General features: G+C 74.8%; 27 protein-coding genes and 1 pseudogene. 18 read left to right on the top strand and 10 right to left on the bottom strand.

Annotated elements, in window-relative coordinates; genetic code table 11:
• Positions 1-13: 13 nt before the first annotated feature.
• The 4 genes from rimO (at position 14) to KME75_RS11340 (ending at position 3,736) form a co-directional block, all read left to right on the top strand.
• Entirely contained in the window at positions 14-1,501 is a 1,488-nt protein-coding gene (gene rimO, locus KME75_RS11355; protein ID WP_219414563.1) for a 30S ribosomal protein S12 methylthiotransferase RimO, read from the top strand.
• On the top strand, positions 1,498-2,109 hold the full coding sequence (locus KME75_RS11350; RefSeq protein WP_219414562.1) for a CDP-alcohol phosphatidyltransferase family protein: 612 nt from the start codon (positions 1,498-1,500) through the stop codon (positions 2,107-2,109). The genes rimO and KME75_RS11350 overlap by 4 nt, the downstream gene beginning before the upstream one ends.
• Before the next feature lie 118 nt (positions 2,110-2,227).
• Positions 2,228-2,665, top strand: a complete 438-nt coding sequence (locus tag KME75_RS11345) for a helix-turn-helix domain-containing protein (RefSeq protein WP_219414561.1) — start codon at positions 2,228-2,230, stop codon at positions 2,663-2,665.
• Positions 2,666-2,914: 249 nt separating this feature from the next.
• On the top strand, positions 2,915-3,736 hold the full coding sequence (locus KME75_RS11340) for a PspA/IM30 family protein (protein ID WP_219414560.1): 822 nt from the start codon (positions 2,915-2,917) through the stop codon (positions 3,734-3,736).
• 61 nt (positions 3,737-3,797) lie between these two features.
• On the opposite strand, the gene KME75_RS11335 is transcribed toward KME75_RS11340, so the two are convergent.
• Complete coding sequence (locus tag KME75_RS11335) at positions 3,798-4,604, bottom strand: Fpg/Nei family DNA glycosylase (protein WP_219414559.1); 807 nt, start codon at positions 4,602-4,604, stop codon at positions 3,798-3,800.
• A 246-nt stretch (positions 4,605-4,850) separates the two neighbouring features.
• On the opposite strand from KME75_RS11335, the gene KME75_RS11330 reads away from it, so the two are divergent.
• From KME75_RS11330 to KME75_RS11315, 4 genes and pseudogenes are all read left to right on the top strand, one after another.
• Entirely contained in the window at positions 4,851-5,759 is a 909-nt protein-coding gene (locus KME75_RS11330; RefSeq protein WP_219414558.1) for an ABC transporter ATP-binding protein, read from the top strand.
• A 267-nt stretch (positions 5,760-6,026) separates the two neighbouring features.
• Positions 6,027-6,530 (top strand): ABC transporter permease, encoded by a 504-nt coding sequence (locus KME75_RS11325; protein ID WP_308282697.1) that lies wholly within the window; start codon positions 6,027-6,029, stop codon positions 6,528-6,530.
• A gap of 28 nt (positions 6,531-6,558) precedes the next feature.
• Entirely contained in the window at positions 6,559-7,845 is a 1,287-nt protein-coding gene (locus KME75_RS11320; protein WP_219414556.1) for a sensor histidine kinase, read from the top strand.
• Positions 7,842-8,469, top strand: a pseudogene (locus KME75_RS11315) (response regulator). The gene KME75_RS11320 and the pseudogene KME75_RS11315 overlap by 4 nt, the downstream one beginning before the upstream one ends.
• 226 nt (positions 8,470-8,695) lie before the next feature.
• Here the strand turns inward: KME75_RS11315 and KME75_RS11310 are convergent.
• Complete coding sequence (locus KME75_RS11310) at positions 8,696-9,457, bottom strand: alpha/beta hydrolase fold domain-containing protein (protein ID WP_308282696.1); 762 nt, start codon at positions 9,455-9,457, stop codon at positions 8,696-8,698.
• A gap of 140 nt (positions 9,458-9,597) precedes the next feature.
• Between KME75_RS11310 and KME75_RS11305 the strand changes: the two genes are divergently transcribed.
• From KME75_RS11305 to KME75_RS11295, 3 genes are all read left to right on the top strand, one after another.
• On the top strand, positions 9,598-10,245 hold the full coding sequence (locus tag KME75_RS11305; RefSeq protein WP_219414555.1) for a nitroreductase family protein: 648 nt from the start codon (positions 9,598-9,600) through the stop codon (positions 10,243-10,245).
• A 44-nt stretch (positions 10,246-10,289) separates the two neighbouring features.
• Positions 10,290-10,529 carry a hypothetical protein gene (locus KME75_RS11300; RefSeq protein WP_219414554.1) on the top strand — a complete coding sequence of 80 codons (240 nt, stop codon included), beginning with the start codon at positions 10,290-10,292 and terminating at the stop codon, positions 10,527-10,529.
• A 92-nt stretch (positions 10,530-10,621) separates the two neighbouring features.
• Positions 10,622-10,810 carry a hypothetical protein gene (locus KME75_RS11295; RefSeq protein ID WP_219414553.1) on the top strand — a complete coding sequence of 63 codons (189 nt, stop codon included), beginning with the start codon at positions 10,622-10,624 and terminating at the stop codon, positions 10,808-10,810.
• A 22-nt stretch (positions 10,811-10,832) separates the two neighbouring features.
• Here KME75_RS11295 and yidD read toward each other — a convergent pair whose 3' ends face one another.
• On the bottom strand, positions 10,833-11,234 hold the full coding sequence (gene yidD / locus KME75_RS45795) for a membrane protein insertion efficiency factor YidD (RefSeq protein WP_219414552.1): 402 nt from the start codon (positions 11,232-11,234) through the stop codon (positions 10,833-10,835).
• A 390-nt stretch (positions 11,235-11,624) separates the two neighbouring features.
• Positions 11,625-16,349, bottom strand: a complete 4,725-nt coding sequence (locus KME75_RS11285; RefSeq protein WP_219414584.1) for an ATP-dependent helicase — start codon at positions 16,347-16,349, stop codon at positions 11,625-11,627.
• A 55-nt stretch (positions 16,350-16,404) separates the two neighbouring features.
• Between KME75_RS11285 and KME75_RS11280 the strand changes: the two genes are divergently transcribed.
• Positions 16,405-17,628, top strand: a complete 1,224-nt coding sequence (locus tag KME75_RS11280; protein WP_219414551.1) for a metal-dependent hydrolase family protein — start codon at positions 16,405-16,407, stop codon at positions 17,626-17,628.
• A gap of 85 nt (positions 17,629-17,713) precedes the next feature.
• Here KME75_RS11280 and KME75_RS11275 read toward each other — a convergent pair whose 3' ends face one another.
• Positions 17,714-18,469, bottom strand: coding sequence for an arginase family protein (locus KME75_RS11275; RefSeq protein WP_219414550.1), 756 nt, complete (start codon positions 18,467-18,469; stop codon positions 17,714-17,716).
• Between the two features lie 82 nt (positions 18,470-18,551).
• Positions 18,552-19,460 carry a DMT family transporter gene (locus tag KME75_RS11270; protein ID WP_219414549.1) on the bottom strand — a complete coding sequence of 303 codons (909 nt, stop codon included), beginning with the start codon at positions 19,458-19,460 and terminating at the stop codon, positions 18,552-18,554.
• Positions 19,461-19,515: 55 nt separating this feature from the next.
• Here KME75_RS11270 and KME75_RS11265 point away from each other — a divergent pair, with 55 nt between their 5' ends.
• The 3 genes from KME75_RS11265 (at position 19,516) to KME75_RS11255 (ending at position 21,952) form a co-directional block, all read left to right on the top strand.
• Positions 19,516-20,082 (top strand): TetR/AcrR family transcriptional regulator, encoded by a 567-nt coding sequence (locus KME75_RS11265; RefSeq protein WP_219414548.1) that lies wholly within the window; start codon positions 19,516-19,518, stop codon positions 20,080-20,082.
• Between the two features lie 79 nt (positions 20,083-20,161).
• Positions 20,162-20,662 (top strand): hemerythrin domain-containing protein, encoded by a 501-nt coding sequence (locus KME75_RS11260; protein WP_219414547.1) that lies wholly within the window; start codon positions 20,162-20,164, stop codon positions 20,660-20,662.
• 48 nt (positions 20,663-20,710) lie between these two features.
• Entirely contained in the window at positions 20,711-21,952 is a 1,242-nt protein-coding gene (locus tag KME75_RS11255; RefSeq protein WP_219414546.1) for an MFS transporter, read from the top strand.
• 10 nt (positions 21,953-21,962) lie between these two features.
• On the opposite strand, the gene KME75_RS11250 is transcribed toward KME75_RS11255, so the two are convergent.
• From KME75_RS11250 to KME75_RS11240, 3 genes are read right to left on the bottom strand one after another with little or no spacing between them, the layout of a single operon-like run.
• Positions 21,963-22,445, bottom strand: coding sequence for a DUF3291 domain-containing protein (locus KME75_RS11250; protein ID WP_219414545.1), 483 nt, complete (start codon positions 22,443-22,445; stop codon positions 21,963-21,965).
• Positions 22,446-22,498: 53 nt separating this feature from the next.
• The gene (locus KME75_RS11245) at positions 22,499-22,684 is read right to left on the bottom strand and encodes a hypothetical protein (RefSeq protein ID WP_219414590.1); all 186 of its coding nucleotides are present in this window, start codon (positions 22,682-22,684) and stop codon (positions 22,499-22,501) included.
• Between the two features lie 57 nt (positions 22,685-22,741).
• On the bottom strand, positions 22,742-24,061 hold the full coding sequence (locus KME75_RS11240; RefSeq protein WP_219414544.1) for a CoA transferase: 1,320 nt from the start codon (positions 24,059-24,061) through the stop codon (positions 22,742-22,744).
• 53 nt (positions 24,062-24,114) lie between these two features.
• On the opposite strand from KME75_RS11240, the gene KME75_RS11235 reads away from it, so the two are divergent.
• Positions 24,115-24,309: a DUF3046 domain-containing protein gene (locus KME75_RS11235; RefSeq protein ID WP_219414543.1), complete on the top strand. Its 195-nt coding sequence runs from the start codon at positions 24,115-24,117 to the stop codon at positions 24,307-24,309.
• A gap of 31 nt (positions 24,310-24,340) precedes the next feature.
• Here the strand turns inward: KME75_RS11235 and KME75_RS11230 are convergent, their stop codons facing one another.
• Positions 24,341-24,625: a MarR family winged helix-turn-helix transcriptional regulator gene (locus KME75_RS11230; protein ID WP_219414542.1), complete on the bottom strand. Its 285-nt coding sequence runs from the start codon at positions 24,623-24,625 to the stop codon at positions 24,341-24,343.
• On the opposite strand from KME75_RS11230, the gene KME75_RS11225 reads away from it, so the two are divergent.
• A complete protein-coding gene (locus KME75_RS11225; protein WP_219414541.1) occupies positions 24,615-25,265 on the top strand; it encodes an alpha/beta fold hydrolase in 651 nt (216 codons plus the stop codon). The two genes, KME75_RS11230 and KME75_RS11225, sit on opposite strands and share 11 nt — an antisense overlap.
• Before the next feature lie 220 nt (positions 25,266-25,485).
• Entirely contained in the window at positions 25,486-26,523 is a 1,038-nt protein-coding gene (gene recA, locus KME75_RS11220) for a recombinase RecA (RefSeq protein ID WP_219414540.1), read from the top strand.
• The last annotated feature ends 187 nt before the right edge of the window (positions 26,524-26,710 follow it).

The raw sequence follows: 26,710 nt of genomic DNA, 5'->3' as shown, positions 1-26,710 counted from the left end.
TACCCTGGGCCCCGTGTCGGAATCGCTCCATCCCCCCGCCCCCTCCACGGAGGCCCCGCGGCGCGCCGCCCTGTTGACCTTGGGTTGTGCCCGCAACGAGGTCGACTCCGAGGAGCTGGCCGGCCGGCTGACCGGCAGCGGCTGGGAGTTGGTGGAGGCCGATTCCGAGGCCGACGTGATCGTCGTCAACACCTGCGGGTTCGTCGAGCAGGCCAAGAAGGACTCGATCGACACGCTGCTGGCCGCGTCGGACGTGGCCAGGGAGAACGGCGCCAAGGTCGTCGCGGTCGGCTGTCTCGCCGAGCGCTACGGCGCCGAGCTGGCCGAGAGCCTCCCCGAGGCCGACGCGGTGCTCGGCTTCGACGCCTACCCCGAGCTCGCCGAGCGCCTCGGCGACGTCATCGGGGGGCACGCACCCGCCCCGCACGTCCCGGTCGACCGGCGCACGCTGCTGCCGATCTCGCCCGTCGAGCGCCCCGCCGCCGCAGCCGACGTCGCGGTCCCGGGGCACGCATGGGTGCCCAACCTGGCGCGCACCCGACTGTCCGACGCCCCGGTCGCGCCGCTCAAGCTCGCCTCCGGCTGCGACCGCCGCTGCGCGTTCTGTGCCATCCCCTCCTTCCGCGGCGCGTTCGTCTCACGGCCGCAGGACGACGTGGTCGCCGAGGCGGCGTGGCTGGGCACGCAGGGCGTGCGGGAGATCGTGCTGGTCAGCGAGAACTCCACGTCCTACGGCAAGGACCTCCCCGGCGGCACCCGCGCGCTGTCGCGGCTGCTGCCGCGGCTGGCGAACGTCCCCGGCATCGACCGGGTCCGGGTCAGCTACCTGCAGCCCGCCGAGATGCGCCCCGACCTGCTGCAGGTCATCGCCACCACGCCGGGGGTCGCCCCGTACTTCGACCTGTCCTTCCAGCACGCGAGCGCGTCGGTGCTGCGACGGATGCGGCGGTTCGGCTCCCGTGTCGACTTCCTCGACCTGTGCGAGCGGGTCCGCGCGCTCGCGCCCGAGGCCGGCATCCGCAGCAACGTGATCGTCGGGTTCCCGGGCGAGACCGAGGAGGACGTCGCCGAGCTGGAGGCGTTCCTGATCGGGGCGCGCCTGGACGCCGTCGGCGTGTTCGGCTACTCCGACGAGGACGGCACCGAGGCCGCGGGCTACGACGGCAAGCTGCCCGCCGAGGTCGTCGCCGCGCGCGTCTCCCGCATCTCCGCCCTTGCCGACGAGCTGATGGCGCAGCGCGCCGAGGAGCGGGTGGGCACCGAGGTCGAGGTGCTGGTCGAGGCCGCGGAGGACGAGGACTTCGAGTGCACCGGCCGGGCCGCCCACCAGGCCCCCGAGGTCGACGGCGAGTGCGTGTTCGAGCGCGGCTCCGGGCTGGAGGTCGGTGACCTCGTGCGGGCCGTCGTCGTCGGCACCGAGGGCGCCGACCTCGTGGTCTCCCCGCGGGAGCTGCTACCGCGCAGCGCCCTGGCGATGGTGGGCGCCGGGGACGCAGGGTGAGCTCTGCCTCCGCCGAGCAGCCGCCGCTGCTGAACATCGCCAACGTGCTCACCGGGGTGCGGCTGCTGCTCGTCCCGGTGTTCCTCGCGGCGCTGCTCGCCGAGGGCGGCACGGACACGGGCTGGCGGCTGGGTGCGTTCGGGGTCTTCGCACTGGCGGCGATCACCGATCGGTTCGACGGCGAGCTGGCGCGCAAGCGGGGTCTGGTCACCGCGTTCGGCACGATCGCCGACCCGATCGCCGACAAGGCGCTCACCGGCGCCGCGCTGATCGGCCTCTCGGCGATCGGCCTGCTGGGCTGGTGGGTCACCCTCGTGATCATGGGCCGGGAGGTCGGCATCACCCTCCTGCGGTTCTGGGTGCTGCGCCACGGGATCATCCCGGCCAGCCGCGGGGGCAAGGCCAAGACGCTCGTGCAGTCCCTGGCCATCGGGCTCTACCTGCTCCCGCTCACCGAGCTGCTCGGCGCGGCGGACGCGATCACGGCGCTGCGCTGGACGGTGCTCGCGGCGGCCGTCGCGCTCACCGTCGGCACCGGGCTGGACTACATCCTGCGCGCGCTGCGCCTGCGGGCGGCGGCCTCGGCGCTGCCCGACGCGTCACCCTGAAGCGGTCGTGTTCGCCGTGGGCGTACGCCCGGGGAGCCCGGTCCGGCGACGCGCGGCGCCGCTTCTCGGTACGGTGATCTCACCGGTGCCGGCCGGTGGGCGAGGAGGAGGTTCTTCGATGGCTGTGCTGATGCGAGAGGCGATCGGTGGCAGCCTGCGGCGAGCCCGCACCGCCCGGCGCCGGACGCTGCGCGAGGTGTCGCGGCGGGCCAGGGTGAGCCTGGGGTACCTGTCCGAGGTGGAACGCGGCCGCAAGGAGCCCTCCAGCGAGCTGCTCGCCGCGATCTGCGAGGCGCTGGACATCGCGCTGCACGAGCTGCTCTCCGAGGCCGCCGAGGCGATGGCGGCCGACGCGATCGCCGCCGCCGACGCGGCCCGCCTGCGCCACCCCGTGGGCCTGCGCCACATGGACCTGCGGCTCGCCGGTGCCGGGGACGACGGCCCCGCGCTGCCGCTCACCCCGATCGGGCCGGCGGCGCACCCCGTCGCGCCCCAGCCTGCGTCTCCCCAGCCCGTCGGCCTGGCGTCCGTCGGGCCGGTCTGCGCCGCCGCCTGAACCACCGGCACGGGTGGTCCGCCGGTGCCGTGCGGGCGCCCTCGCGCGCCTCGGCAACGGCCCCGGCGAGGCCCTGACCTCCGGGTCGCCCCGACCGCGTGCTCCGGAAGATCCCCGATATCGTCTGCGAGCGGTGGAAGCCTCGCCGGTCCGGTGCCACGATGGGGCGAGAAACGCACCGGCGGCCGGTCCGAGCGACGGGTAATCCAGACGGCGGTGGCACACGGCACCCGGAGGTAGGCGGAAGAGATGGCCAGTCCGTTCGTGAAGGCCTGGAAGTACATGATGGCGCTGTTCTCGTCCAAGGTCGACGAGTACGCCGACCCGAAGGTGCAGATCCAGCAGGCCATCGAGGACGCCCAGCGGCAGCACCAGGCGCTGTCCCAGCAGGCGGCGGCCGTGATCGGCAACCAGCGCCAGCTGGAGATGAAGCTCAACCGGCAGCTCGGCGAGATCGAGAAGCTGCAGTCGTCGGCCCGGCAGGCGCTCGTGCTCGCCGATCAGGCCCGCGCCGCCGGTGACGAGACCAAGGCCCAGCAGTACGAGCAGTCCGCGCAGGCGTTCGCCACGCAGCTCGTCACCGCCGAGCAGTCGGTCGAGGACCTCAAGACGCTGCACGACCAGTCGATCCAGGCGGCCACGCAGGCCAAGCAGGCCGTCGAGCGCAACTCGATGATGCTGCAGCAGAAGATCGCCGAGCGCACGAAGCTGCTCAGCCAGCTCGAGCAGGCGAAGATGCAGGAGCAGGCCTCGGCATCGCTGCGACAGATGAGCGAGCTCGCGGCGCCGGGCAACACCCCGTCGCTCGAGGAGGTCCGCGACAAGATCGAGCGGCGCTACGCCAACGCCATCGGTTCCGCCGAGCTGGCCCAGAACTCGGTGCAGGGCCGGATGCTCGAGGTCCAGCAGTCCACCGTGGACATGGCGGGGGCGAGCCGGCTCGAGCAGATCCGTGCTTCGCTGCACGGCAACCCGGTGGCCGGTGAGGTCACCTCGGGCGACCAGGCCACCCAGCCTGCGCAGCCCGCGCAGCCGCAGCTGAACAAGCAGCAGCAGCCCGGAACCGCCTGACGGCCCGTGAGTGGAGAACGTCGCCGTGGCGACGTTCTCCACTCACGATCGAGTCGCAGAGTCAGCGGCGGGGCGACGGGCCGGGCTGGCACCGCGGGCACCAGTACGCGATCCGGGCGTAGATCCCGTTGCCCTGCTCCGCCGTGCGGATCCGGGTGCCGCAGCGCCGGCAGCGTTGCCCACCGCGCTCGAACACCCAGTGCTGCCGCCCGCGCCCGAGCTCGCCGGTGGTGGACTGGTGCGGCCGGTCGGCGTTGCGCAGCAGCAGGTCCCGGGACAGGCCGATGGCCGCGGCCGGCTCGGGCACGTCCCGCACAAGCGTCCACGGCGAGTGGCCGAGCAGGAAGCACACCTCGGTCTTGTAGAGGTTTCCGACGCCCGCCATCACCCGCTGCTCGAGCAGCACCAGGCCGAGCTCACTCGACCCCCACGCGGTGAAGCGCCGCAGCGCCTCGGCGGCGTGCTCGGGACCCCACGCCGGGTCGAGGAGGTCGGGGCCGAGGTGCCCGACGAGCCGGTCCTCCTCCGTCGTCGGCAGCAGCTCCAGGTCGTGCAGCGCGAACCCGACGGCAACGCGCTCGGCCGTCGTGAGCACCGCGCGGGCCTGGTGGGCGGGCCGTTGCCACGACATCCCGGGCCGGTAGAGGTGCCACGACCCGTCCATCCGCAGGTGGCTGTGCAGGCTGCGGCCGTCGTCGAAGCGGGTGAAGAGGTGCTTGCCCACGGAGGCGACGTCGAGCACGGTGCGGCCGGCCAGGTCGTGGTCGACGAGGCGGGGGTGCCGCAGCTCGCCGTGCACGAGCCGCTGCCCGGCCAGCGCGGCGCGCAGCCGTCTGGCGGTGAGGTACACGGTGTCGCCCTCGGGCACGTCCCGACGGTAGCGCGGCCGCCGGGCGACTCGCGGGTCAGGAACGGGCGACTCGCGGGTCAGGAACGGGCGACTCGCGGACGTGCCCGCGAGTCGCCCGGTTCGGACCGGTGAGTCGCCCCTTACGGACAGGCGAGTCGCCCGATGCGGCTCAACCGATCGGTGGATCTGCGGCTCCACCTCGGTCGGTACGGGCCCCGCCGCGAGACCGATTCGCGCGGGCGCGAGGCGCAGCACGATCGAGCCATGCCCGTCATCGAGGTGAGCCAGCTGCACAAGCGGTACCGCGACCACGTCGCCGTCCAGGACGTGTCGTTCTCCGTGGCCGAGGGGGAGATCTTCGGCATCCTCGGCCCGAACGGCGCGGGCAAGACCACCACCGTCGAGTGCGTCGCGGGCCTGCGCGCCGCCGACGGCGGGGCCCTCTCCGTGCTGGGGCTCGACCCGCAGCGCGACCGCACCGACCTGCGCCGCGTGCTCGGCGTGCAGCTGCAGGCCAGCGAGCTGCCGGAGAAGCTGCGGGTCGCCGAGGCCGTGCGGCTGTACGCGTCGTTCTATCCCGACCCCGGCGACCCGGACGAGCTGATCGAGCGGTGGGGGCTCGGCCCGAAGCGAAACGCCGCGTTCGGCGCGCTGTCGGGCGGGCAGAAGCAGCGGCTGTCGATCGTGCTCGCCCTGGTCGGGAACCCGCGCGTCGCGATCCTCGACGAGCTGACCACCGGCCTGGACCCGCAGGCCCGCCGCGACACCTGGGCCGCGATCGAGCAGATCCGCGACGCCGGCGTCACGGTCGTGCTCGTCACCCACTTCATGGAGGAGGCCGAGCGGCTCTGCGACCGGATCGCCGTGATCGACGGCGGGCGCGTGGTCGCGCTCGACACGCCTGCCGGGCTGGTGGCAGGCGCCGGCGGTGGCCAGCGGCTGCGCTTCCGCCCGTCCCACCCGTTCGACCACGCGCTGCTCACCGCGCTTCCCGAGGTCGAGGCGGTGCGCCGGACCGGCCCGCACGTGGAGGTCACCGGCACCGGCCAGCTGTTGCACGCCGTGACCTCGGCGCTGGCCCGCCACCAGGTCGTCCCGGCCGATCTGCGCATGGAGCAGGCCACCCTCGACGACGCGTTCGTCGCCCTGACCGGCCGCCCGGCCGAGAACTGAGGACAGCACCGATGACCCGGACGATGACCGCCCCCCGCACCCGGCAGGCGACCGGAGGGCGCGGCCTGCGCGCCCTGGCGGTGGCCGAGACCCGCCTGTTCCTGCGCGACCCGCTCGCCGTGGCCCTCGGGGTCGCCCTGCCCGCGGTCATCCTCGCCGGCCTGGGCGCCGTCCCCGCGCTCCGCGAGCGGTCCCCGGCGTTCGGCGGCGCGACGTTCGTCGAGGCCTTCGCCCCGTCGATGCTCGCCATCAGCATCGCCGTGCTCGGTGTGCAGAACATGCCCACCGTCCTCGCCACCTACCGGGAGCGGGGCATCCTGCAGGCTGTCGGCCACGCCGATGAGCCCCGCCGCGGTGCTCGTGGTGCGACTGCTGGTCAACCTGCTGACGGCGGTGGTCGGCACCGTGCTCACGGTGGCGGTGGCCGTGCTCGCCTTCGACGTGCCCGCGCCGCGCCACCCGATCGGCTTCGCGACGGCGTTCCTGTGCGGGACGTCGGCGGTGTTCGCGCTCGGGCTGCTCATCGCCGCCGTCGCACCGCGGGCCAGGGTGGCCACCGGCATCGGCACGCTCGTCTTCATGCTCACCCAGTTCTTCGCCGGCGTGTACCTGCCGAAGTTCCTGCTGCCGGACGTGATCATCCGGATCGGGGAGTTCGTCCCTCCCGGCACCGGGGGCTTCCAAGGCGCCTGGACGGGCGACGGGGGCCGCCCCGCTGCAGCTCGCCGTGATGGCCCTGATCGCGCTCGTGGCGACGGCGGCGGCCGCTAGGTTGTTCCGGTGGGAGTGAGGGGGAGCGATGAGCGGGTCGGGTAGCCCGTTCGCCGACACGCTCGACGAACGGGAGCGCAGGCTCGACTCGCTCATCGACCGCTACGTGCCCTATGCCGGGCTCGCCGCCGGCACGGTCGTCACCCCGTTCGTGGTGCCGTCGACCGTGTCGTACTGGTTCGTCACGGGATCGCTCGTGGCGGTCACGGCGGGCTGGGCGTACTGGTTCACGCTACGGCGGGTCGACTGTGGACCTGTGGGGGAGCGCGAGGGCGCGATCTACATGGCCGGCCAGCTGGTGCTCATGGCCGTGCTCACCTACCTCTCGCCGTTCTACGCGTTTCTGGCGCTGTCCGCGTACCCGCGCTCGTTCACCTACCTCCACGGGCGGTGGCGGTGGGCCGGGATCATCGCCACGGCAGTGATCGTCGCCCATTCGCTGACGGGCGGCTCACTCGTCACCGTCACGCCGGGGCGCGTCCTCGGGATCGTCGGGATCACGGCCGTGAACGCGGTCGTCGCGGGTGGCTTCACGTACTTCGGCATCCTCACCTCGCAGCAGTCCGTGCGCCGCCGCGAAATCATCGAGGAGCTGAACGAGGCCAATCGTCGGCTGTCGGAGACGCTGGAGGAGAACGCCGCGCTGCACGTCCGGCTGCTGGCGCAGGCACGCGAGGCCGGGGTGCTCGACGAGCGCGCGCGGCTGGCGCGGGAGATCCACGACACAATCGCCCAGGGCCTGACGGGGATCGTCACCCAGCTGGAGGCGGCCGGGGCGGTCGACGACGACGCGGACGCCCGCCGCCGGCACATGGACATCGCGTCCGCGCTCGCCCGGGAGAGCCTCACCGAGGCCCGCCGCTCGGTCGACGCGCTCGCCCCCGGGCAGCTCGCGGACGCACAGCTGCCCGAGGCGATCGCGGAGATGGCGAAGGCGTGGGCCGAGACGGCGGGCGTCGACCTGCTCCTCGACACCACCGGCGACCCGCGGCCGCTGTTGCCCGATCTGGAGGTCACGCTGTTCCGGGTGGCCCAGGAGTCGCTCGCCAACGTCGGCAAGCACGCGGCCGCCACCCGCATCGGCCTCACCCTGTCCTACATGGACGACGTGGTGGTGCTCGATGTGCGCGGCGACGGCTGCGGATTCACCGTGTCGGCGACGCCGCCGTCCGACGACGGCTCCGGGTTCGGACTGGTGGGGATGGAACAGCGGGTGCGCCGGGTGTCGGGGCGCCTGACGGTGGAGAGCACGCCGGGCGAGGGCACGGCGGTCAGCGCGAGCGTGCCGGCGATCCCGGCGGAGGTCCACGCATGATCAAGGTCCTGATCGTCGACGATCACCCCGTCGTCCGGGACGGGTTGCGGGGGGTGCTCGACGGCGAGCCCGACATGGAGGTCGTGGGCGAGGCCGGGCACGGCGCCGAGGCGCTGGCCCGGATCGAGGCCGGTCGACGTCGTGCTGATGGACCTGCGGATGCCCACGATGGGAGGGGTCGAGGCGATCACGCAGCTGCGGCGCACCGCCCCGGGCGTGCGGGTGCTCGTGCTCACCACGTTCGACACCGACCGCGACGTCCTCCCGGCGATCGAGGCGGGGGCCACCGGCTACCTGCTCAAGGACACCCCGCGCGACGAGCTGCTGCGGGCCGTGCGCGCCGCGCACCGGGGCGAGCCCGTGCTGTCGCCCGCGGTCGCGGGCAGGCTGATGGGGCAGGTCCGGGCACCCGCTCAGGACGCGCTGAGCGCCCGGGAGCTCGAGGTGCTGCGGCTGGTCGCGGCCGGGTCGACCAACCGGGAGACCGCGCGGCAGCTGTTCATCAGCGAGGCCACCGTGAAGACCCACCTGCTGCACATCTACGCCAAGCTCGAGGTGCGCGACCGCGCCTCCGCCGTCGCCGCCGGGTACCAGCGCGGGCTGTTGGTGCCGGACGGCAGCTGAGGGCGCACCGCCCGCCTATCCGGTGGGGATCGCCGTGCGCACCGCGTACCGGACGTCGGCCGGCAGCCGGTCCACACCACCGGAACGAACCACGGGCGCCGGGCGGGCAGCACGTCGGCCGGGACGGTCAGCACCCTCCGCAGCCTGCCCGGGGGCGCGCTCCGTGCCACCCGGTTCGCCGCAACCGCTCTCCGGTGCGCAGTCGTGTGGGTCGTCCGCCGGCTCGCTACAGATCCAGGGCCCGGCGGAGGACGGTGATCGCCTCGGCCGACTCGCGGCGGCTGACCCAGGCCTGTTCCACCAGCGCGGAGCCGTGGAACGTCCCGGGGAACACGTGCAGCTCCACCGGCACTCCCGCGAGCAGCAGGGCCTGGGCGTAGGCGATGTCCTCGTCGCGCAGCGGGTCGAACTGCATCGCGCTGACGTAGGCCGGCGGGAGGCCGGTGAGGTCGGTGGCCCGTGCCGGTGCCGCGTACATCGGGACGTCGGGCGTGCCGCGCCTGCCCGGACCCAGGTAGGCGTCCCAGCTGATGATCGCGTTGGACCGGTTCCACAGTGGGGTGTCGGTGAAGGCCGTCCAGACGAGCCCCGCGTAGCAGTCCTCGAGCGGCGCCGGGTACGGGTGTTCCGGCGCCAGCCGGTAGTCCACCGACACGACGACGACCCCGAGCTCCCGCGCCATCACCAGGTTGCGGGCGTGGTCGCCGTCGAGGTCGCCCACGATGAACCCGCCGCCGTGGACGCTGTAGACAGAGGCGGGGGCGATGGGCCGGTCCGGGGTGTACACGCGGAGCCGGACGTCGCCGTCGGGGCCGGGGACCAGCTCGTCACGCACCTGCACGCCCGTGGTGTCGGGCGTGTGCAGCGCGGCGATCGCCTCGGACAGCATCGTCCGTGCCGTGGGCAGGTCGGTGAGGTCGATCGACGGCATCACGGCCAGCGCGGCGGCGAGCTCGGGGTCGAAGGCGTAGGTCACAACATCCTCCACGGCGTCGGGTGATCTCCTTGATCGTGCCCGTCGACCGGCGCGGGGGTCATCCGCCACGCGTCGGGATCCCGCGCCCGCCGACCCGACGACCGTCCGGAGGCCCGTTAGCCTCGGCAGGCCGCCGAACCGGAAGGGTGCCGATGGAACTGACCGAGGCCATGCGTACGACCGGAACCTGCCGCTACTTCCGGCCCGACCCGGTTCCCGACGAGGTGCTGCACCGGGCGGTCGACGCCGCCCGCTTCGCGCCGCAGGGCGGCAACCGGCAGCCCGTGCGCTGGGTGGTCGTCCGGGACCCCGACCGCAGGCAGGCCCTCGCCGACCTCTACCTCCCGCTGTGGAAGGCCTATCTGGGTCGGCGCAGCGGGGGCCGGATCGACTACGAGCGGCTCCCGCGGTCGGTGCGCGACGCGGACCACTTCGCCGAGCACCTCGCCGAGGTACCGGCGATCGTCGTGGCGTGTGCCGAGCTGGCCGCGTTGTACCCGACCGACACCGGGCTCGGCAGGCTCAGCGTGGTCGGTGGCGGCTCGATCTACCCGACGGTGCAGAACCTCTGCCTCGCGCTGCGCGGCGAGGGCGTCGCCTCGGCGATGACCACGTTGCTGTGCACGGTGGAACCGCAGGTGCGCGAGCTGCTCGCGATCCCGGACGACATGATCACCGCCGCGCACATCGCGATCGGCTACCCGGAACGGCCCTTTCCCACGACGCTCACCCGGGCTCCGGTGGCGGAGATCGTCTACGCCGACACCTTCGGTCGCGCCTGTTTCCCGCCGGACGCCTGAGGATCGCGCGAGTACATCGCCCCTCTCGCGGTTACCCCGGGTGCGTGACCATCGCGGCGGAGCACCTCACCCAGCTGTTCGACTCGGACCTGCCCGACCCGCAACTCGTCGTGGAGGCGGGGGAGGCGCGAGTGGTGTCCGGGTCCGCGGGCGAGCAGCAGGGCCTCGTCGTGGCCTCGCGTGCCGACCTGCTCGAGGAGAGTGGCGGCAGGGCGCCGTCGGGCGAGGCGCTCGACCAGCTCGCGGCGCGGCTGGACTCGGCGGTGACGAGCATGGGCGGATGAGCGGAGCGTGCGGAGCGTGCATCGGCGCTGAGCGGAGCGTGCGGAGCGAACATCGGCGCTGAGCGGAACTCGGCAATGTAGGAGGTGGTGACGTGCAGGAACGTCCTGACGACCGGGTGGCAGGTGGCGGGCTGGAGGGCACGGCGTCCGAGCAGGAGGGGGCACCGGCGCTCGCGGAGGACGAGATCCGCACCGAGCGCGGCGACGACCGGCCGACGGCGCCGGGCATGACGGAGCCGAGCGGCCCGCTGCCCGAGGAGCCCGACCCGTCCGGTACCTGAGCTCCGGTCCGGACCGCTCGGGTCAGTCGCGACCGCAGTGGCGTACCCGTTCCGCCGCGGCCGAGAGCCCCCGGCGCGCACCGAGCGTCTCGACGGCGGCGAGCGCGTAGGCGCTGCAGCTCGGCGTGGACGGGCAACGCGGCGTGAACGCCGTGAGCCATCGCCGGTAGGCGAGGATCAGCGCCCGCACGAGCCCGGTGCCGCCGACCGGGGGCACCACCACTGCTGCGGCGGCCAGCAGCGGGGAGACCCGCAGGACCAGCGAGAAGTCGCACGGTCCGTCGCAGCCACGACCTCCCCCTCCGCGGCCGCCGTTGCAGCCGGACCAGTTTGCGCAGCCACTGCCGGAGGCCGACCGGCCCAGCTCGACGGCGCCTGCCCCCAGGTCGGCGACGTCCGCCCTGAGTTCGACGGCGTCGGCCACGTCCTCGCGCGACGGGCGCCGGCGACGTCGCCGCCTGTGGCCGGCGCCGGCCCGGAGCCCATCAACCGCGCCCTGCGGCCCGAACGCCGCCCTGCGCTCGACCGTCCCGGGTGCAGCCCTGGTGGTGGCTCCCGCGCCATCGGAGAGGACCCTGGCAGGACACCCGCCGGTGGAACCCGCCGCCCCGCCCGTCTCGTCGGCCGCGGGCGGGTCAGGGTCGGCACCGTGCCGGCACACCGCGTATGTGCGCGGCCCGATGGGAACCGACGTGCGCGGGCGAGGTGGTCATCGGGTTCCTCCGGTCGCCGGGTCACCGAGGGGAACGCCCGGGGAGACCGCGGGGTTGAGGCCGCCCGCCGGAACGTGGTGTCGATCACATTGCTCCGCCCGTCACGCCCGCAGCCGCAGGCCCTTGGGAGTGACCCGGAACCCGGCCTCGGTGAGCACGTCGGCCAGCTCCGACCGCAGGGACCCGACGCCGTCGGCGCGCTCGACCGCGAGCGAGCCCAGCCAGCCCTCGTGCACGGCCCCGGCCAGCGCCTGCGCCGCAGTGGCGAGCTCCTCGCGGTCGGTGGTGAACGACAGCAGCGACCGCCCACCCCGCTCCACGTACAGCGCGGGAGCGCCCTCGACGAGCACCACCAGCGCGCCCGCCTTGCGGCCCGGCCGGTGTTTCGTGTCGCCGACGGTGTCGGGCCACGGCAGCGCTGCCCCGTACGGTTGTGCGGGGTCGGCGGCGGCGAGCACCACGCGTGATGGGGCGGCGTCGCCGCGCCCGCCGGGTTCGTCGAATCCGCGTTCGCCGGCCGAGCCGCCGAGCGGCGCGCCATCGGGCCGCGACAGCGCCCGCAGCCGGTCGATGGCGCCGGGCACCGCGAACTGCGCCGCGCCCAGCCCCTCCACGACGTAGCCGCGGCGTGCGCGACCGGAGTCCTCCATGGCCCGCAGCACCCGGTACACGGCCGCGAAGCCACCGCTGACCCGCTCGGTGCCCAGGGCTCTCCGGGTGAGCACGCCGTGGCGCTCCAGGAACGCCTCGGCGCGCGCGTGTGCCCGGCGCGTGGGGTCGGGTTCGCGCGCGACGGCCAGGGCCCACCTCCCGCCCACCGATGGCGGCCCGCTGCGGCTGGGCATCGCCGGGCGGCCGGCCCGCAGCTGGGCGTACCGGCCGCGGGGGGCCGAGCGCCGGGTGCGGTGCGCGGCGCTGCGCCCGCCCGCCGATCCGCCGAGCCGGGCCCGCAGGGGAGCGAGCGTGTCGTTGGTGAGCAGCCCCGCCCAGACGAGGTCCCAGATCGCGGCGACCACGGCGTCGTCGGCGGGCGCGGGCTCCCCGGCGTCGACCAGCGCCCGCGCGGCGCGGTCGGCGAGCTCCCGGAAGAACAGCGCGCCGCCGCCGATCGGTGCGGCGTCGAGGTCGGGCAGGCCCAGCGCAGCGAGCACCGCGTGGTGCAGCGGGGTGGCCGCCACGTCGGGTTCGATCTCGGGCAGCAACAGGTCGGCCACGTCGGCAGGCGCCACGGCGAGCCAGCCGTCGGTGCCGGCCAGCGCTCCGCAGCCGGTCCAGGTGACCTCGCCCGCCGCCGTGAGCTCGTCGAGCAGGGCCGGGGTGTAGCCGGGCAGCCGGGCGGGCAGGATCAGCGACTCCAGCGCGCTCGCCGGCAGCGGCGCCCCGGCCAGCTGCTCGACGACGCCGAGGACTTCCTCGGCCCCGGGCGCGCGCCGCATGCGCCCCCGGCGGCCCTCGGCGGCGCCCTGCACCCCCTGCCACACCGGGAGGAACCGCCCGAGTGCCCGCTGCTCCACCGGCTCGACCTCGGCCCGCAGCCGCGCCAGCGACCCCCGCCGCAGCCGTCGCAGCACCTCGGCGTCGCAGTACTCGGTGCCGTCGGCGCCGGGTCGGAGCTCGCCGCGCACGAGCCGGCCGGAGCCGACGAGCCGGTCGAGCACGCCCGCCACCACGGCCACGCCGAGCCCGAACCGGGCCGCGCACTCCGCGGCGGGGAACGGCCCGTGCGTGCGGGCGTAGCGCAGCACGAGATCGCCCAGGGGGTCGGCCACCGGCTCGGTGAACGTCTCGGGCACCCCGACGGGCAGCGCCGCGCCGAGCGCGTCGCGCACCCGGCCGGCGTCCTCGATCGCGAGCCGGCGTTCCTCCCCGGCGATGCGCACGCGGATCACGCGGCGGGCGGCCTCCAGCTCGGCGAGCCACGCCTCCCGTACGCCGCGCGCCGCGGCCTCGGCGGTGGTGAGGTCGCCGACGAACCGCAGCAGGTCGGCCGCGCCCTCGGCGTCGCGGGCGTGCCGCTCCGCCGGCAGCCGCTGCAGCGACGCCTCGACCTCGGCCAGCACCTCGGGGTCGAGCAGCTCCCGGATCGCCTCCGACCCCAGCAGCTCGGCCAGCAGCGTGGAGTCGAGCGACAGCGCGGCCGCGCGGCGCTCGGCGAGCGGCGCGTCGGACTCGTAGAGGAACATCCCGACGTAGCCGAACAGCAGGCTCCGCGCGAACGGCGACGGCGCGGGGGTGGCCACCTCCACCACCCGCACCTTGCGCGCCCGCACGTCGGCCATCAACTCGCGCAGCCCGGGCAGGTCGTAGACGTCCTGCACGCACTCGCGCATCGCCTCGAGCGTGACGGGGAACTGCTCGTAGCGCCCGGCCACGGAGAGCAGCTGCGACGCTCGCTGCCGCTGCTGCCACAGCGGGCTGCGCCGCCTCGGGTCGCGACGCGGCAGCAACAGCGACCGCGCCGCGCACTCCCGGAACCGCGACGCGTACAGCGACGAGCCCCCGAGCTCGGCGACGACGATCTGCTCCACCTCCGACGGGTCGAGCAGGACGTCCTCGGCGGTGGGCACGATCTCGGCGCCGGACTCGTCGACGCCATGGAAATCACCTACAGCGGGCAGCCGCAGCACGATGCCGTCGTCGGCGCCGGACGCGTGCACCTCCACCCCGCGCCGCTCGCGCATCCGCGCCGCGATCGCGAGGGCCCACGGCCCGTTGACCTTGGCCCCGAACGGCGAGTGCACCACCAGCCGCCAGTCGCCGAGCTCGTCGCGGAACCGCTCCACGAGGATCGTGCGGTCGCTCGGGACGTGGCGGGTGGTGTCGCGTTGCTCGTGAAGGTAGGCGAGCAGGTTGTCGGTGGCCCATTCGTCGAGGCCCGCCGCGGCGGCGCGGGCGCGGGCGGCCTCGTCGGGCAGGCCCGCCATCTCCCGGACGAACGCCCCCACCGCGCGCCCCAGCTCGAGCGGGCGTCCGATCGACTCGCCCTTCCAGAACGGCATCCGGGCGGGCTGGCCCGGGGCCGGAGTGACGATCACGCGGTCGTGGGTGATGTCCTCGACCCTCCAGCTGGACGTGCCGAGCAGGAACGTGTCGCCCACCCGCGACTCGTAGACCATCTCCTCGTCCAGCTCGCCGACCCGTGAGCCTGCGCCGTCGGCCCCGCCCGGCGTCGTCACCGTGAACAGGCCCCGGTCGGGGATGGTGCCCCCGGACGTGACCGCGAGCCGCTGCGCGCCGGGGCGGCCCTGCAGCTCGTCGGTGATGCGGTCCCACGTGATCCGCGCGCGCAGCTCGCCGAACTCCTCCGACGGGTAGCGCCCGGCCAGCATGTCGAGCACCGAGTGCAGCGCCGACTCGGGCAGCGCGGCGAACGGCGCCGCCCGCCGGACGACCCGCGCGAGGTCGGCGAGCGACCAGGGCTCCAGCGCGACCATGGCCACGATCTGCTGGGCGAGCACGTCGAGCGGGTTGCGCGGGTAGCGCAGCGACTCGATCGCCCCGGCGGTCATGCGTTCGGCGACGACCGCGCAGGACACGAGGTCACCGCGGTACTTCGGGAACACCACACCGCGTGACACCGCTCCCACCTGGTGGCCCGCCCGCCCGACCCGTTGCAGCCCGGACGCCACGCTGGGTGGCGCCTCCACCTGCACGACGAGGTCGACCGCGCCCATGTCGATGCCCAGCTCCAGGCTGGACGTGGCGACGACGCAGGGCAGCACCCCGGTCTTGAGCTCCTCCTCCACCAGCGTGCGCTGCTCGCGCGACATCGACCCGTGGTGCGCCTTGGCGACGGTGGCGGCCGCCCCACCGCCGATGCCGCTCTGCCCGATCGCCTCGGCGGGAAAGGCGTCGAGGTCGACGGCCTCGTCGGCCTCCTCGGCGGCCAGCTCGTTGAGCCGCGACGTGAGCCGTTCGGCGAGCCGGCGGGAGTTGGAGAACACGATGGTGGAGCGGTGCTCGCGGACGAGCCCCAGCAGCCGCCGCTCGACGGCGGGCCAGATCGACGGCCGCTCCGCGGTGCCCGCCGCGGACCCGATGACCTCCTCGTCGGTGCTGCCCGGGGGCGGCCGCTCGTCGAGCGCGGCGAGATCGGGCACCGGTACCTCGACGGCCACCTCGATCGTCTTCGGGATCGGCGGCTGCACGACCTCCACGGGCCGCGCCCCGGCCAGGAACGTGGACACCTCGTCGATCGGCCGCACGGTGGCCGAGAGCCCGACGCGCTGGGCCGGGCGCTCGAGCAGCTCGTCGAGCCGCTCCAGCGACAGCGCGAGGTGGGCGCCCCGCTTGGTGCCCGCGACGGCGTGCACCTCGTCGACGATCACGGTCTGCACCCCGCGCAGCGACTCCCGGGCCGCGGAGGTGAGCAGCAGGAACAGCGACTCCGGCGTGGTGACGAGCACGTCGGGCGGGGTGCGGGCGAACCGGCGGCGCTCGTCGGCGGGCGTGTCGCCGGTGCGCATGCCGACGGTGATCTCCGGGACCGGCAGGCCAAGCCGCTGCGCCGCCTGCCGGATGCCCGCGAGCGGTGACCGGAGGTTGCGCTGGACGTCGACGGCGAGCGCCTTGAGCGGGGACACGTACAGCACCCGGCACCGGTGTCCGGCCTCCGCGGGCGGGGGGCACGCGGCGAGCCGGTCGAGCGCCCACAGGAAGGCGGCGAGCGTCTTGCCCGACCCGGTGGGGGCGACGACCAGGGCGTGCCGGCCGGCCTGGGCTGCCGTCCACGCCCCTTCCTGGGTGGCGGTGGGCGCGGCGAAGGCCCCGCGGAACCAGTCGCGGGTGGCGGGGGAGAAACCGTCGAGCGCCGTCACGCCGTCCATGATGCGCCGGGGTACCGACAGTTCCGGGCGGGCGCCGATCCGCCACGATGCGGTGATGACCATCCGCACACTGCTGCACGGGGGACAGGTCTTCGACGGGTCGGGGGCGCCATCCGCCGCCGCGGACGTCGTCGTGGCCGACGGACAGATCGTCGAGGTCGGTCCCGGACTCGACGGGGACGTGGTCGTGGACGTCACCGGCGCGACCGTCCTGCCGGGCCTGTTCGACTGCCACGTGCACGTGACGGTGTCCGGCGTCGACGTGATGCAGCGCCTGACCCGGCCGTTCTCCTACCAGTTCTACGCCGCGGCGGAGAACCTGCGCGCGACCCTGGCCGCGGGGATCACCACCGCCCGGGACGCGGGCGGGGCCGACCTCGGGATCCAGCAGGCGCTCGCCGACGGGCTCATCGCCGGGCCGCGGCTGCTGCTGTCGGTGAACATCATCGGCCAGACCGGCGGGCACACCGACGGCTGGTTCCCCTCCGGCCTGGAGCTGCCGCTGAGCGTCCCGCACCCCGGCCGGCCCGCCGCGCTCGCCGACGGCCCCGACGAGCTGCGCCGCGTGGTGCGCTCGCTGCTGCGCGCGGGCGCCGACGTGATCAAGATCTGCACGACCGGTGGCGTCCTCTCACCGCGCGACGACCCGCGGCACACGCAGTTCGGCCCCGACGAGCTCGACGTGGTCGTGGCCGAGGCGGCGGCAGCGGGCCGTGGCGTGATGGCGCACGCGCAGGGCGCAGCGGGCATCAAGAACGCGCTGCGGGCCGGCGTGCGGTCCATCGAGCACGGCATCTACCTCGACGACGAGGCCATCGACCTGCTGCTGGAGCGGGAGGCCTGGCTCGTGCCGACGCTCGTGGCGCCGCGCGCGGTGCTCGCGGCCGCGTCGGCGGGCGCCCAGCTGCCACCCGCGGTCGTCAGCAAGGCCGCGGAGGTGTCGGCGGTGCACCTCGAGTCGGTGCGCCGGGCGGCCGCCGCGGGCGTGCGGATCGCGATGGGCACCGACAGCGGCGTCGGTCCGCACGGGCAGAACCTCGACGAGCTCCCGCTGATGCAGGAGTGCGGCATGACGCCCGAGCAGGTCCTCGTGGCGTCCACGGCGGAGGCGGCCCGGCTGTGCGGGCTGCAGGACCGCACCGGTCGCCTCGAGCCGGGGCTGGCGGCCGACCTGCTGGTCGTCGACGGCGACGCACGGGAGTTCGACGGGTTCCGCGACCGGATCCGGCAGGTGTGGCAGGCGGGCCGGCCGGTGGTGGGCGGCCCGAAGGCGGCCTGAGCGGACCCACCGACGGTCAGCAAAGCCACTTTCCTGCAACGTCGTTGCGTGAAAGTGGCTTTGCTGCAACCGGGCGGCGGAGGGATCAGGGCGCGTCGGGCGCCGCGGTGAGCTCCGCGGCGAGCCTGGCGAGGATGCCCGCGGCTCCGCTGCCCGGCTGCCACGTGCACGCCAGGCCCACGGCGACCACGGAACCGGTCGCCAGCACGCTTCGCACAGCCGCCGCGACCCCCGCCAGCGGCGGCCCGCCGGGAGCCGGGAAGAGCAGCCCCGGCAGGTCCTGCGGATCCACCACGTCGACGTCGACGTGCAGGTACAGCGGCCCGTCCGGCAGGGCCGCGGCGACCTCGTCGACGCCGCACCGCCGGATCGCCGACGTGGCGAGGTAGTCCGCCTCCGGCGGGTCGAGGTCGCGCGCGTCGACGAGCACGACGTCGCTCTCGGCGAGGGGCCGCAGCCCGAGGTGGTCGGGGGCGCTGCGCTCGGCGCCGCCGACGAGCTGCCGCAGCGGCACCCCGCCGAGGTAGCCCGACGCCGACGTCTCCGGCGTCTGGACGTCGCCGTGCGCGTCGAACCACACGACCGACGGCGCCACTCCGGCCCGCTGCAGGCCGGTGACGACCCCGAGCGAGGTGGTGCAGTCGCCGGAGACGACCACCGGCACCCGTCCGGCGGTGACGTCGGCGGCCACGGCGTCGGCCACCTCGGCGTAGAGGGCGGCCATCCGCTGCCACGGCGATCCCGCGGGCAGTGCGGGGGCGACGGTGCGGCCCGGCGCCAGCGGCGGGTCGAACGCGGGCAGCGGCTCGTCGAGGTGGAACGGCACGGCGATCACGTTCACGGACGCTCCTCGCTCACGCTCGTGGCCGCCGTGTCCGACGGGGCTGGTGCTGAACGGTGATCTCGCAAGCTCGCTCACGCCGTCATCGTGCTGCTTCCGCCGCCGGAACGGTGGTGGTTTTCCGCCGGCGCGGGCCGACCAGCACGAGCGCGACGCCGAGGGCGCACACGAGCCCTCCGGGAACGGCCAGCGGCCCGGGGGTCTCGGCGAACATCAGCCACGCCCAGACCATCGTGGCCGGCGGGGTGAGGTACAGCAGCGTGCTGACCCGGGTGGCCCCCACCCGGCGCAGCATCAGCAGGTAGGTGCCGTAGCCGCCGGCGGTGGACAGGATCACGAGCCAGGCCACCGCCCACCAGAAGCCGGCTCCGGCCGGAGGCTGCAGCCTGCCGGCAGCGGCCGCGGCGGCCAGGAAGAAGACGCAGGCCACGGTGGTCTGGACGGTGAGCGACGCGAGCAGCGTCTCCGCGGGTCGCCACCGTCGCTGCAGCACCGTGCCCGCCGACAGCGCGAGCACCCCGCCCACCGGCAGCAGGTACGCCCACGCGGGTGCGCCGCCGCTGCCGATGTCGCCCGACACCACCACACCGACCCCGGTCAGGCCGATCGCGAGCCCCCACCACTGCCGCACCGTCGGCCGTTCCCCGAGCAGCGGGCCCGCCACGGCGGCGACGAGGAGCGGCTGCGCCGCCGCGATCAGGGCGGTGGTGCCCGCCGGTACGCCGAGCTCGACGCCGCCGAACACGCCACTCAGGTAGACGCACTGGCACAGCAGGCCGAGGGTCCCGTGCCGGCCCAGCGCACGCCCGTCGTAGCGGGTGCGGCAGGCGACGGCGAGCGCCACGAGCGGGACCGCCACGACGACGTAGCGCCACGCCAGCAGCGTGTCGGCGGCGGCGTACCGGGTGCCGAGCTCCGCCCCGACGAACCCGGAGCTCCAGAACACCACCAGCGCCGCGGCGCCGAGGGCGTCGCTCCGTGTACTTCGCACGCGCACAGATAACCACACCGGTCGGTATACTCACAGTGGACGGGAGGAGATCCGCATGTCCACGGAAGCGACGACGCTGACGCCGGCGGGGGAGCGGCTGCTCGCCGCGGCGGCCGACCTGTTCTACCGGCGCGGCATCCGGGCGGTCGGCGTGGACCTGATCGCCGACACGGCCGGCACCACCAAGAAGACGCTCTACGACCGCTTCGGCTCCAAGGACGCCCTCGTCGTCCTGTACCTGCGCCGCCGGGCCGAGCAGTGGCACGGCTTCCTCCGGGCCCACATCGACCCGCACCCGCCGGGACGGGCGCGCGTGCTGGGCGCGTTCGACGCGCTGGAGGACTGGCTGCGCGAGCAGTACCGCGGGTGCGCGTTCGTCAACGCCTACGCCGAGGTCGGGGGGACCGACCACCCTGCGGTGGAGGTCATCCGTGCGGACAAGGCGTGGACGCGGCAGCTGTTCTGCGAGCTCGCGCGCGAGGCCGGCGCCGCCGACCCGGACGCGCTCGGCGCCCAGCTGCACGTGCTCTACGAGGGCGCCAACGTCGCCGTCACCGCCGGTGGGCAGGCCGACGCGGTCGACGTGGCGCGGGCGGCTGCGGCGCGGCTGCTCGGCGGGTAGCCGCCGGGGTTTGCCGGAGTGCGGAAGCGGAAACGTGATCGACACCCGACTGCCGCAGCCGACGCGAGGAGCGAGCGCCATGCCCGACGTCATCCGACTGATCCTGGACGACCACGAGACCTTCCGCAGCCAGTTCGCGAAGCTGGAGGCGCTGCGGGGCGACCCCCGGGCCGCGGCCGAGCTCTGGAAGGGCCTGTCGGCGCACCTCGAGATCCACGCCTCGGCCGAGGAGGAGCACTTCTACCCCGCGCTGCTGCAGCACGTGAAGGACAGCGAGGACGAGACGAAGGACGCCATCGGCGACCACGACGAGATCCGGGACGGGATCCGGCGCGCCGCTGCCGCCGAGGTCGGCATCGACGAGTGGTGGGCGGGCATCCAGGACGCGCGCGAGGCCAACGACCACCATCTGGCCGAGGAGGAGCGCGACGACATCCCGGACTTCCTGCGCGCGGCGTCGGTCGAGCTGCGGCAGGAGCTCGGCGCGAAGTTCTCGGGCTTCGAGGACGAGCACCCGGGCGGCCGCGGCCTGTCGGGTGAGGACAAGGACCCCGACGAGTACATCGCCGAACACAGCTGACGCCGATACCCCTGGCGGGCGGCGGGCCTCGACCGGCACGATCAGGTGGTGCTCCACCCTGTCGACACGGTCGGTGTCCAGCGTCGCGTCCTGTCGGTGCTCGCGGTCACCCAGGTGCTCGGCGGTGTCGGCACCGCCACGGTGATCGCGGTCAACACCCTGGTCGCCGCGCGGCTGTCCGGGTCGGAGACGGTCGGCGGGGCCGCCACCACGGCGCTCGTGCTGGGCACCGCCGTGGCCGCGGTGCTCGTCGCACGGGTCGCCACCCGGCTCGGCAGGCGCCCGGCGCTCACCCTGGGCTACGGCGTGGGCGCGCTCGGCGGGGCCGGTGCCGCGGCCGCGGTCGCCGCCGGCAGCGCGCCCGGCCTGCTGGCGTCGCTGCCGCTGGCGGGCGCCGCCACGGCCGCCGGGCTCGCGGCCCGCTTCGCGGCCAGCGACCTCGCCGCACCGGAGCGCAGGGCCCGTGCGCTCGGCACGGTGGTGTGGGCGACCACGGTCGGCGCGGTCGCAGGCCCCAACCTCGCCGGGCCCGTCCAGGGGGTCGCCGACGGCCTCGGGCTGGAACCCGCCACCGGCCCCTTCCTGCTCTGCACGTCCGCGTTCGTCCTCGCCGCCGTGATCACCTGGGTGGGGCTGCGGCCGGACCCGTTGCTGCTCGCCCGGTCCGCCACCGACGACACGGCGGGCGCGGCGGTCACCGGCGCCCAGGTGCGGGCCGCCCTGCGCGCCTCCCCGGCGGCACTGCTGGGCCTGGGCGGGATCGTCCTCGGCCACGTCGTGATGGTCGGGCTGATGTCGATGACACCCGTCCACATGGACCACGGCGGCACCGCGCTGCACGTCGTCGGCCTCGTGATCAGCCTGCACGTCGCGGGCATGTACGCCCTCAGCCCCGTGTTCGGCTGGCTGGCCGACCGCGCGGGCCGGGTGCGCGTGCTGGCGCTCGCCGCCGCGTTGCTGGCGGCCGCCGCGACCGTGTGCGCGCTGGCCGGGCCGCGGTCCACGGCGCTGCTCGGGGTGGGGCTCGTGCTGCTCGGGCTGGGCTGGTCCGCAGGGCTCATCGCCGGTTCCACGCTGCTCACCGAGTCGTTGCCGGTCGCCCTGCGCCCACGCGCCCAGGGGCTCGCCGACGTCACGATGAACGTCAGCGGGGCCGTGGGCAGCATCGCCGCGGGCCTGGTGGTCGCCGGTGCCTCCTTCGCCGCGCTCGGGGTGGCGGCCGTCGTGCTCGTGGTGCCCTACCTGCTGGCTGCGGGATCCATGGCGGTGCGCGCGGCCCGTCCCGCCTGAGCCCGAGCCGTCAGGCCGGGCAGAACCAGTCGTCGTTGCGCGGCACCTCGGCCGCGTCCGGGGCGGGGAACGGCGAGCGGAACGTGAACGCGAACGCGCTGGGACCGTGAACGCGCAGGTGGTCCAGCCGCACCTCGGCCTCGGCCACGGTGGGCCGGTGACCCTCCGGCACCCACCACAGCACCTGCGACGCCTCGCGCATCCGCGGGAACCACTCGCGCCTCCTGGCGAGGATCTCCCGGTGCAGCCCCTGGAAGACGAAGTCGCCGAGCGCCTCGATCGAGGTCCAGACGCTCATGTTGATGATCAGGCGGTCGTCGCCGAAGCCGCGGATGGCGGTGGCGTCGCCGTCCTCGGTCTGCAGCCGCCAGACGAAGCCGGGCGCGGCGTCGGCCAGCGCGTTGACCGGCTCCAGCGCGGCGACGAACCGGGCCAGCCGGGGTGAGGTCAGCGGTGCGACGGGCAGCGAGATGTTGAGTTGGGCGAGGTGCACGCGGTCACGCTATCGCGGCGGCGACCGTCGCCGTCCGGTTTTCCCGGTACCCGTCAGCGCCCGCGGTTCTGCCACCACCAGCGCAGCAGCAGCACCAGCGCCGCCACCAGCCCGGCCAGGATGACGAGCCGGCCGATCGGGGACGACAGGCCGGTGGGGTCCTGGGCGAGGGCCGACAGCACGCCGACGACGGTACCGGCCCACGGCTCGGCGGGCGCGGCCGGAAACTCGCTGATCAAGGCGCTGATGCCGCCCCGGATCGATTCAGGAGCGACGTCAGCGCCTTGATCGACGAGTTACCGGGCGGTCGGCGGGCCACCGTCGACGTCCCACCGCGGGACCGCCGCACCGTAGGCGGGTGCGGGCGCCGGCCAGGCCAGGGCCGCGCCGTCGACGGTGCCCGGCGGTGCGGCGAGCGTCAGGCGGCCGTCCGGGGTGCCGAGGTCCGTCAGCCAGGGACCGGGGTCCGCCTCCGGCACCGGGACGCGCGCGGTCCGCGGCAGGCCCAGCAGCCACGCCGCGGTGCCGGCGAGCGACAGCCGCACGTGGGGGGTGCCGCCGCCACGGCGCTGCGCGTCCAGCGCGAGCAGGGCCCCGGCGGCGGCGAGGTAGCCGGTGGCGTGGTCGAGCACCTGGGCCGGGAGCGCCCCGGGTCGGTCCGGGTCACCCTCCGCGAGCGCGATCCCGCTCGCCGCCTGCACGAGGCTGTCGAACCCGCGGCGCCGCGCCCACGGGCCGCGGTGCCCCCACGCCGACAGCGTGACCAGCACCAGGCCCGGGTGCCGGTCCGCGAGCTCGTCGGGGGCCAGCCCGAAGCGGTCCAGCGCGCCCGGGCGGTAGCCGGTGACCACGACGTCCGCGCCGGCCAGCAGGTCCCCGAGCCGGTGTCCGGCACGACCCAGGTCCAGGAGCGCGCTGCGCTTGCCGGGAAGGGTGTCGAAGGCCTGCAGGGGGATCTCGGGGCGGTCCGGGGCGTCGATGCGGAGCACGTCGGCGCCGTGCGCCGCCAGCGTGCGGGTGGCGACCGGTCCGGCGATGACCCGGGTCAGGTCGAGCACGCGGGGCCGCCGGGCGGCCCGGCCCGGCGCGGCGCTCAGGTCGCGGACCTCCACCAGCGGCGGCGGTGGCCCGGCGGCCGCCCGCCAGGCCTCCTCGCCCCGGACGGCGGCGGCGACGCCACCGGCGTCGTGCAGCGCGGACTCCAGCTCCACGGCCCCGCGCCCGGCGATCGCGGCCGGCACGTCGGCCTCGGCGCAGCCCAGCACCCGCAGCGCCGCCGCACGGTGCCACGGGTAGTTGGCGTGCAGCCGCAGCCAGCCGTCCGCGGTGCGGTGGAAGGCCGAGAGCGGGTCGAACGGCTGGCCCACCGGACGGCCGTCGCGGCGCACGTACCGCTCGCTGCGCAGCGCGACCGCGAGCCCGCGGGTGTCGACGCCGACGGGGGCGCCGGTGCCGAGCGTGGCCGCCAGCAGGCTCGCGCCCACGGTCGCCGCGCCGACGGCCGTCACCGGGAACGCCGAGGACAGGGTGACGGCAGGCCCCGTGACCCGGAGCCTGTCGAGCTCGGCGGGCGGGCCGGCCAACGCGGCCCAGACCGCGCCCAACAGATCGATCATGTGTCCTCCTGCCGCGCGTACCGGTGGCCAGCCTGCCGGTTACGGTGGTGGGGATGCGATTCACCCAGTTCCGGGAGCTGATGGACGGCGAGTTCGGCGCCGCCCGCGCCGCCGCCGTGTCCCACGACCACGTGTTCTCCGAGCTCGGCGGGCGCACGGTCGAGCAGGCCCTGGCGGACGGGATCGACCCGCGCGAGGTCTGGAAGGCCGTCTGCGACGCCTACGACGTGCCGCCCGCGCGGCGCTGAGCACGACCGTCGGCTCGGGGCACCGCCGGTCTCAGACCGCGACGTCGGCCACCGCGGCGTGCAGGTGCCGCAGTACGTGCAGGCATGCCTCGACGTCGGCGTCGGTGAGCTCGCCGCCCACGTCCCGCAGCACGGCGTGCTCGCGAGCGGTGATGGCGGCCATGGTGGCGGCGCCGTCGGGGGTCAGCTCGATCAGCACCGATCGGCGGTGTGCCGGGTTGGGTGTGCTGCGCACCCAACCGCGCCCGGCTGCGGCGTCGACGCTGCACTGCACGAACTGCCGGCTCAGCGCGAGCGCGGCCGCGATGCTCGGCACCGGTTGCGGCCCCGTGGCCTGCAGGCGTTCCAGCACCGCGCGCCCCGACGACGACCTGCTCGCCGTGCTCGACGCCCTCGAGCTGCCGCGGGCGGCCGTCGTGGGGATGTCCTACGGCGGCGGCACGAGCGCCGACTTCGCCGTCACCCACCCGGACCGGCTGTGGGCGATGGTGCTCACCGGCCCCGGGCTGAACCCGATGCGCTTCGACGACCCGTTCGTTCGCGAGCACCACCGCATCCAGGGGGAGGCGGCCGCCGCAGGCGACGGCGGGGCCTACCTCGACGCGTTGCTGCGGATCGCCGTCGACGGGCCGTACCGGACGCCGGAGCAGACGCCGGCGGCGGTCCGGAACGCCTGCCGCGCAGCGGCGGAGCGCACCATGGCCGCGCACCACGCCGCGACCGGGACGGTGCAGTTCCGGGACGCCGCCGAGCGGCTCGAGGAGATCGAGGTGCCGACGCTGCTCGTGCTGGGCGAGCTGGAGCTGCCCGACCTGTACCGCGTCGTGGCCGACGCGCACCGGCGGCTGCGGCGGGCCGAGCGGGTGGACGTGGCGGGCGCGGGCCACATGCTGAACATGGAGCGGCCGGAGGAGTGCAACCGCGCGGTGCTGGAGTTCCTCGACCGGCCTCGGTGAGCGGCGGGCAGAGGCCGTTCCGGTCGGGGGACCACTGGGCGCGGGATCATAGCCGGTGGGCGTGTCGAGCGCTACGATCGAACACCTGTTCGCTAGGCTGTTGTCCACATCGCGGGTCGGCCGTCCACAGTTGCGGGCGTCGTCCGCAGACTGTCGGTGGTTCCCCCTACCGTCGCACCAGATCCAGAACACGTCCGAAACTTCGAGGTGGAGACCGGCGATGACCGCACCCGACCGCGAGAAGGCGCTGCAGCTCGCCCTCGCTCAGATCGAGAAGAACCACGGCAAGGGCTCGGTGATGCGCCTCGGCGACGACACCCGTCCGCCGATCGGCGTCATTCCCACCGGCTCCATCGCGCTCGACGTCGCGCTCGGGGTCGGTGGCCTGCCCCGCGGCCGCGTCGTGGAGGTCTACGGCCCGGAGTCGAGCGGTAAGACCACGGTGGCGCTGCACTGCGTCGCCAGTGCGCAGGCCGCGGGCGGTATCGCCGCCTTCATCGACGCGGAGCACGCGCTCGACCCCGAGTACGCCAAGGCGCTCGGCGTCGACACCGACGCGCTGCTGGTCTCCCAGCCCGACACGGGGGAGCAGGCGCTCGAGATCGCCGACATGCTGATCCGCTCCGGTGCGCTCGACATCATCGTCATCGACTCCGTGGCGGCCCTGGTGCCGCGAGCGGAGATCGAGGGTGAGATGGGCGACAGCCACGTGGGTCTGCAGGCCCGGCTCATGAGCCAGGCGCTGCGCAAGATCACCGGTGCCCTGAGCAACTCGGGCACCACCGCGATCTTCATCAACCAGCTGCGCGAGAAGATCGGCGTCATGTTCGGCTCGCCGGAGACCACGACCGGTGGCCGGGCGCTCAAGTTCTACTCCTCGGTGCGCCTCGACGTCCGACGGATCGAGACGCTCAAGGACGGCTCCGACATGGTCGGCAACCGCACCCGCGTCAAGGTCGTCAAGAACAAGGTCGCACCGCCGTTCAAGCAGGCCGAGTTCGACATCCTCTACGGGGTCGGGATCAGCCGTGAGGGATCGCTGATCGACGTGGGCGTCGAGCAGGCGATCATCCGCAAGTCCGGGGCCTGGTACACCTACGAGGGCGACCAGCTCGGGCAGGGCAAGGAGAACGCCCGCAAGTTCATGCGCGACAACCCCGACGTCGCCGCCGAGATCGAGAAGAAGATCAAGGAGAAGCTCGGCATCGGCGCCCAGGTCGATGCCGACGAGCCGCTCCCGGCGCCGGTCGACTTCTGAGCGGGTCGATGAGTCGGGACGACGCGCGTCCCGCCGCCGGCGAGGTCCGGGTCGCCCGGTTCGACGGGATGGCCGCCGAGGAGGCAGCGCCCGCGCCCGTGGCGCGTCTGCCCGAACCGGCGGCGGTGGAGCGGCCGGAGCTCGCCGGCGGCTCCACCGACCGCGCGGCCGGTCCGGCCGATCTCGC

Source organism: Pseudonocardia nigra, assembly GCF_019396355.1.
In the GTDB taxonomy this organism is placed as follows: domain Bacteria; phylum Actinomycetota; class Actinomycetes; order Mycobacteriales; family Pseudonocardiaceae; genus Pseudonocardia; species Pseudonocardia nigra.
This window is presented reverse-complemented; position numbering and strand designations above follow the sequence as displayed.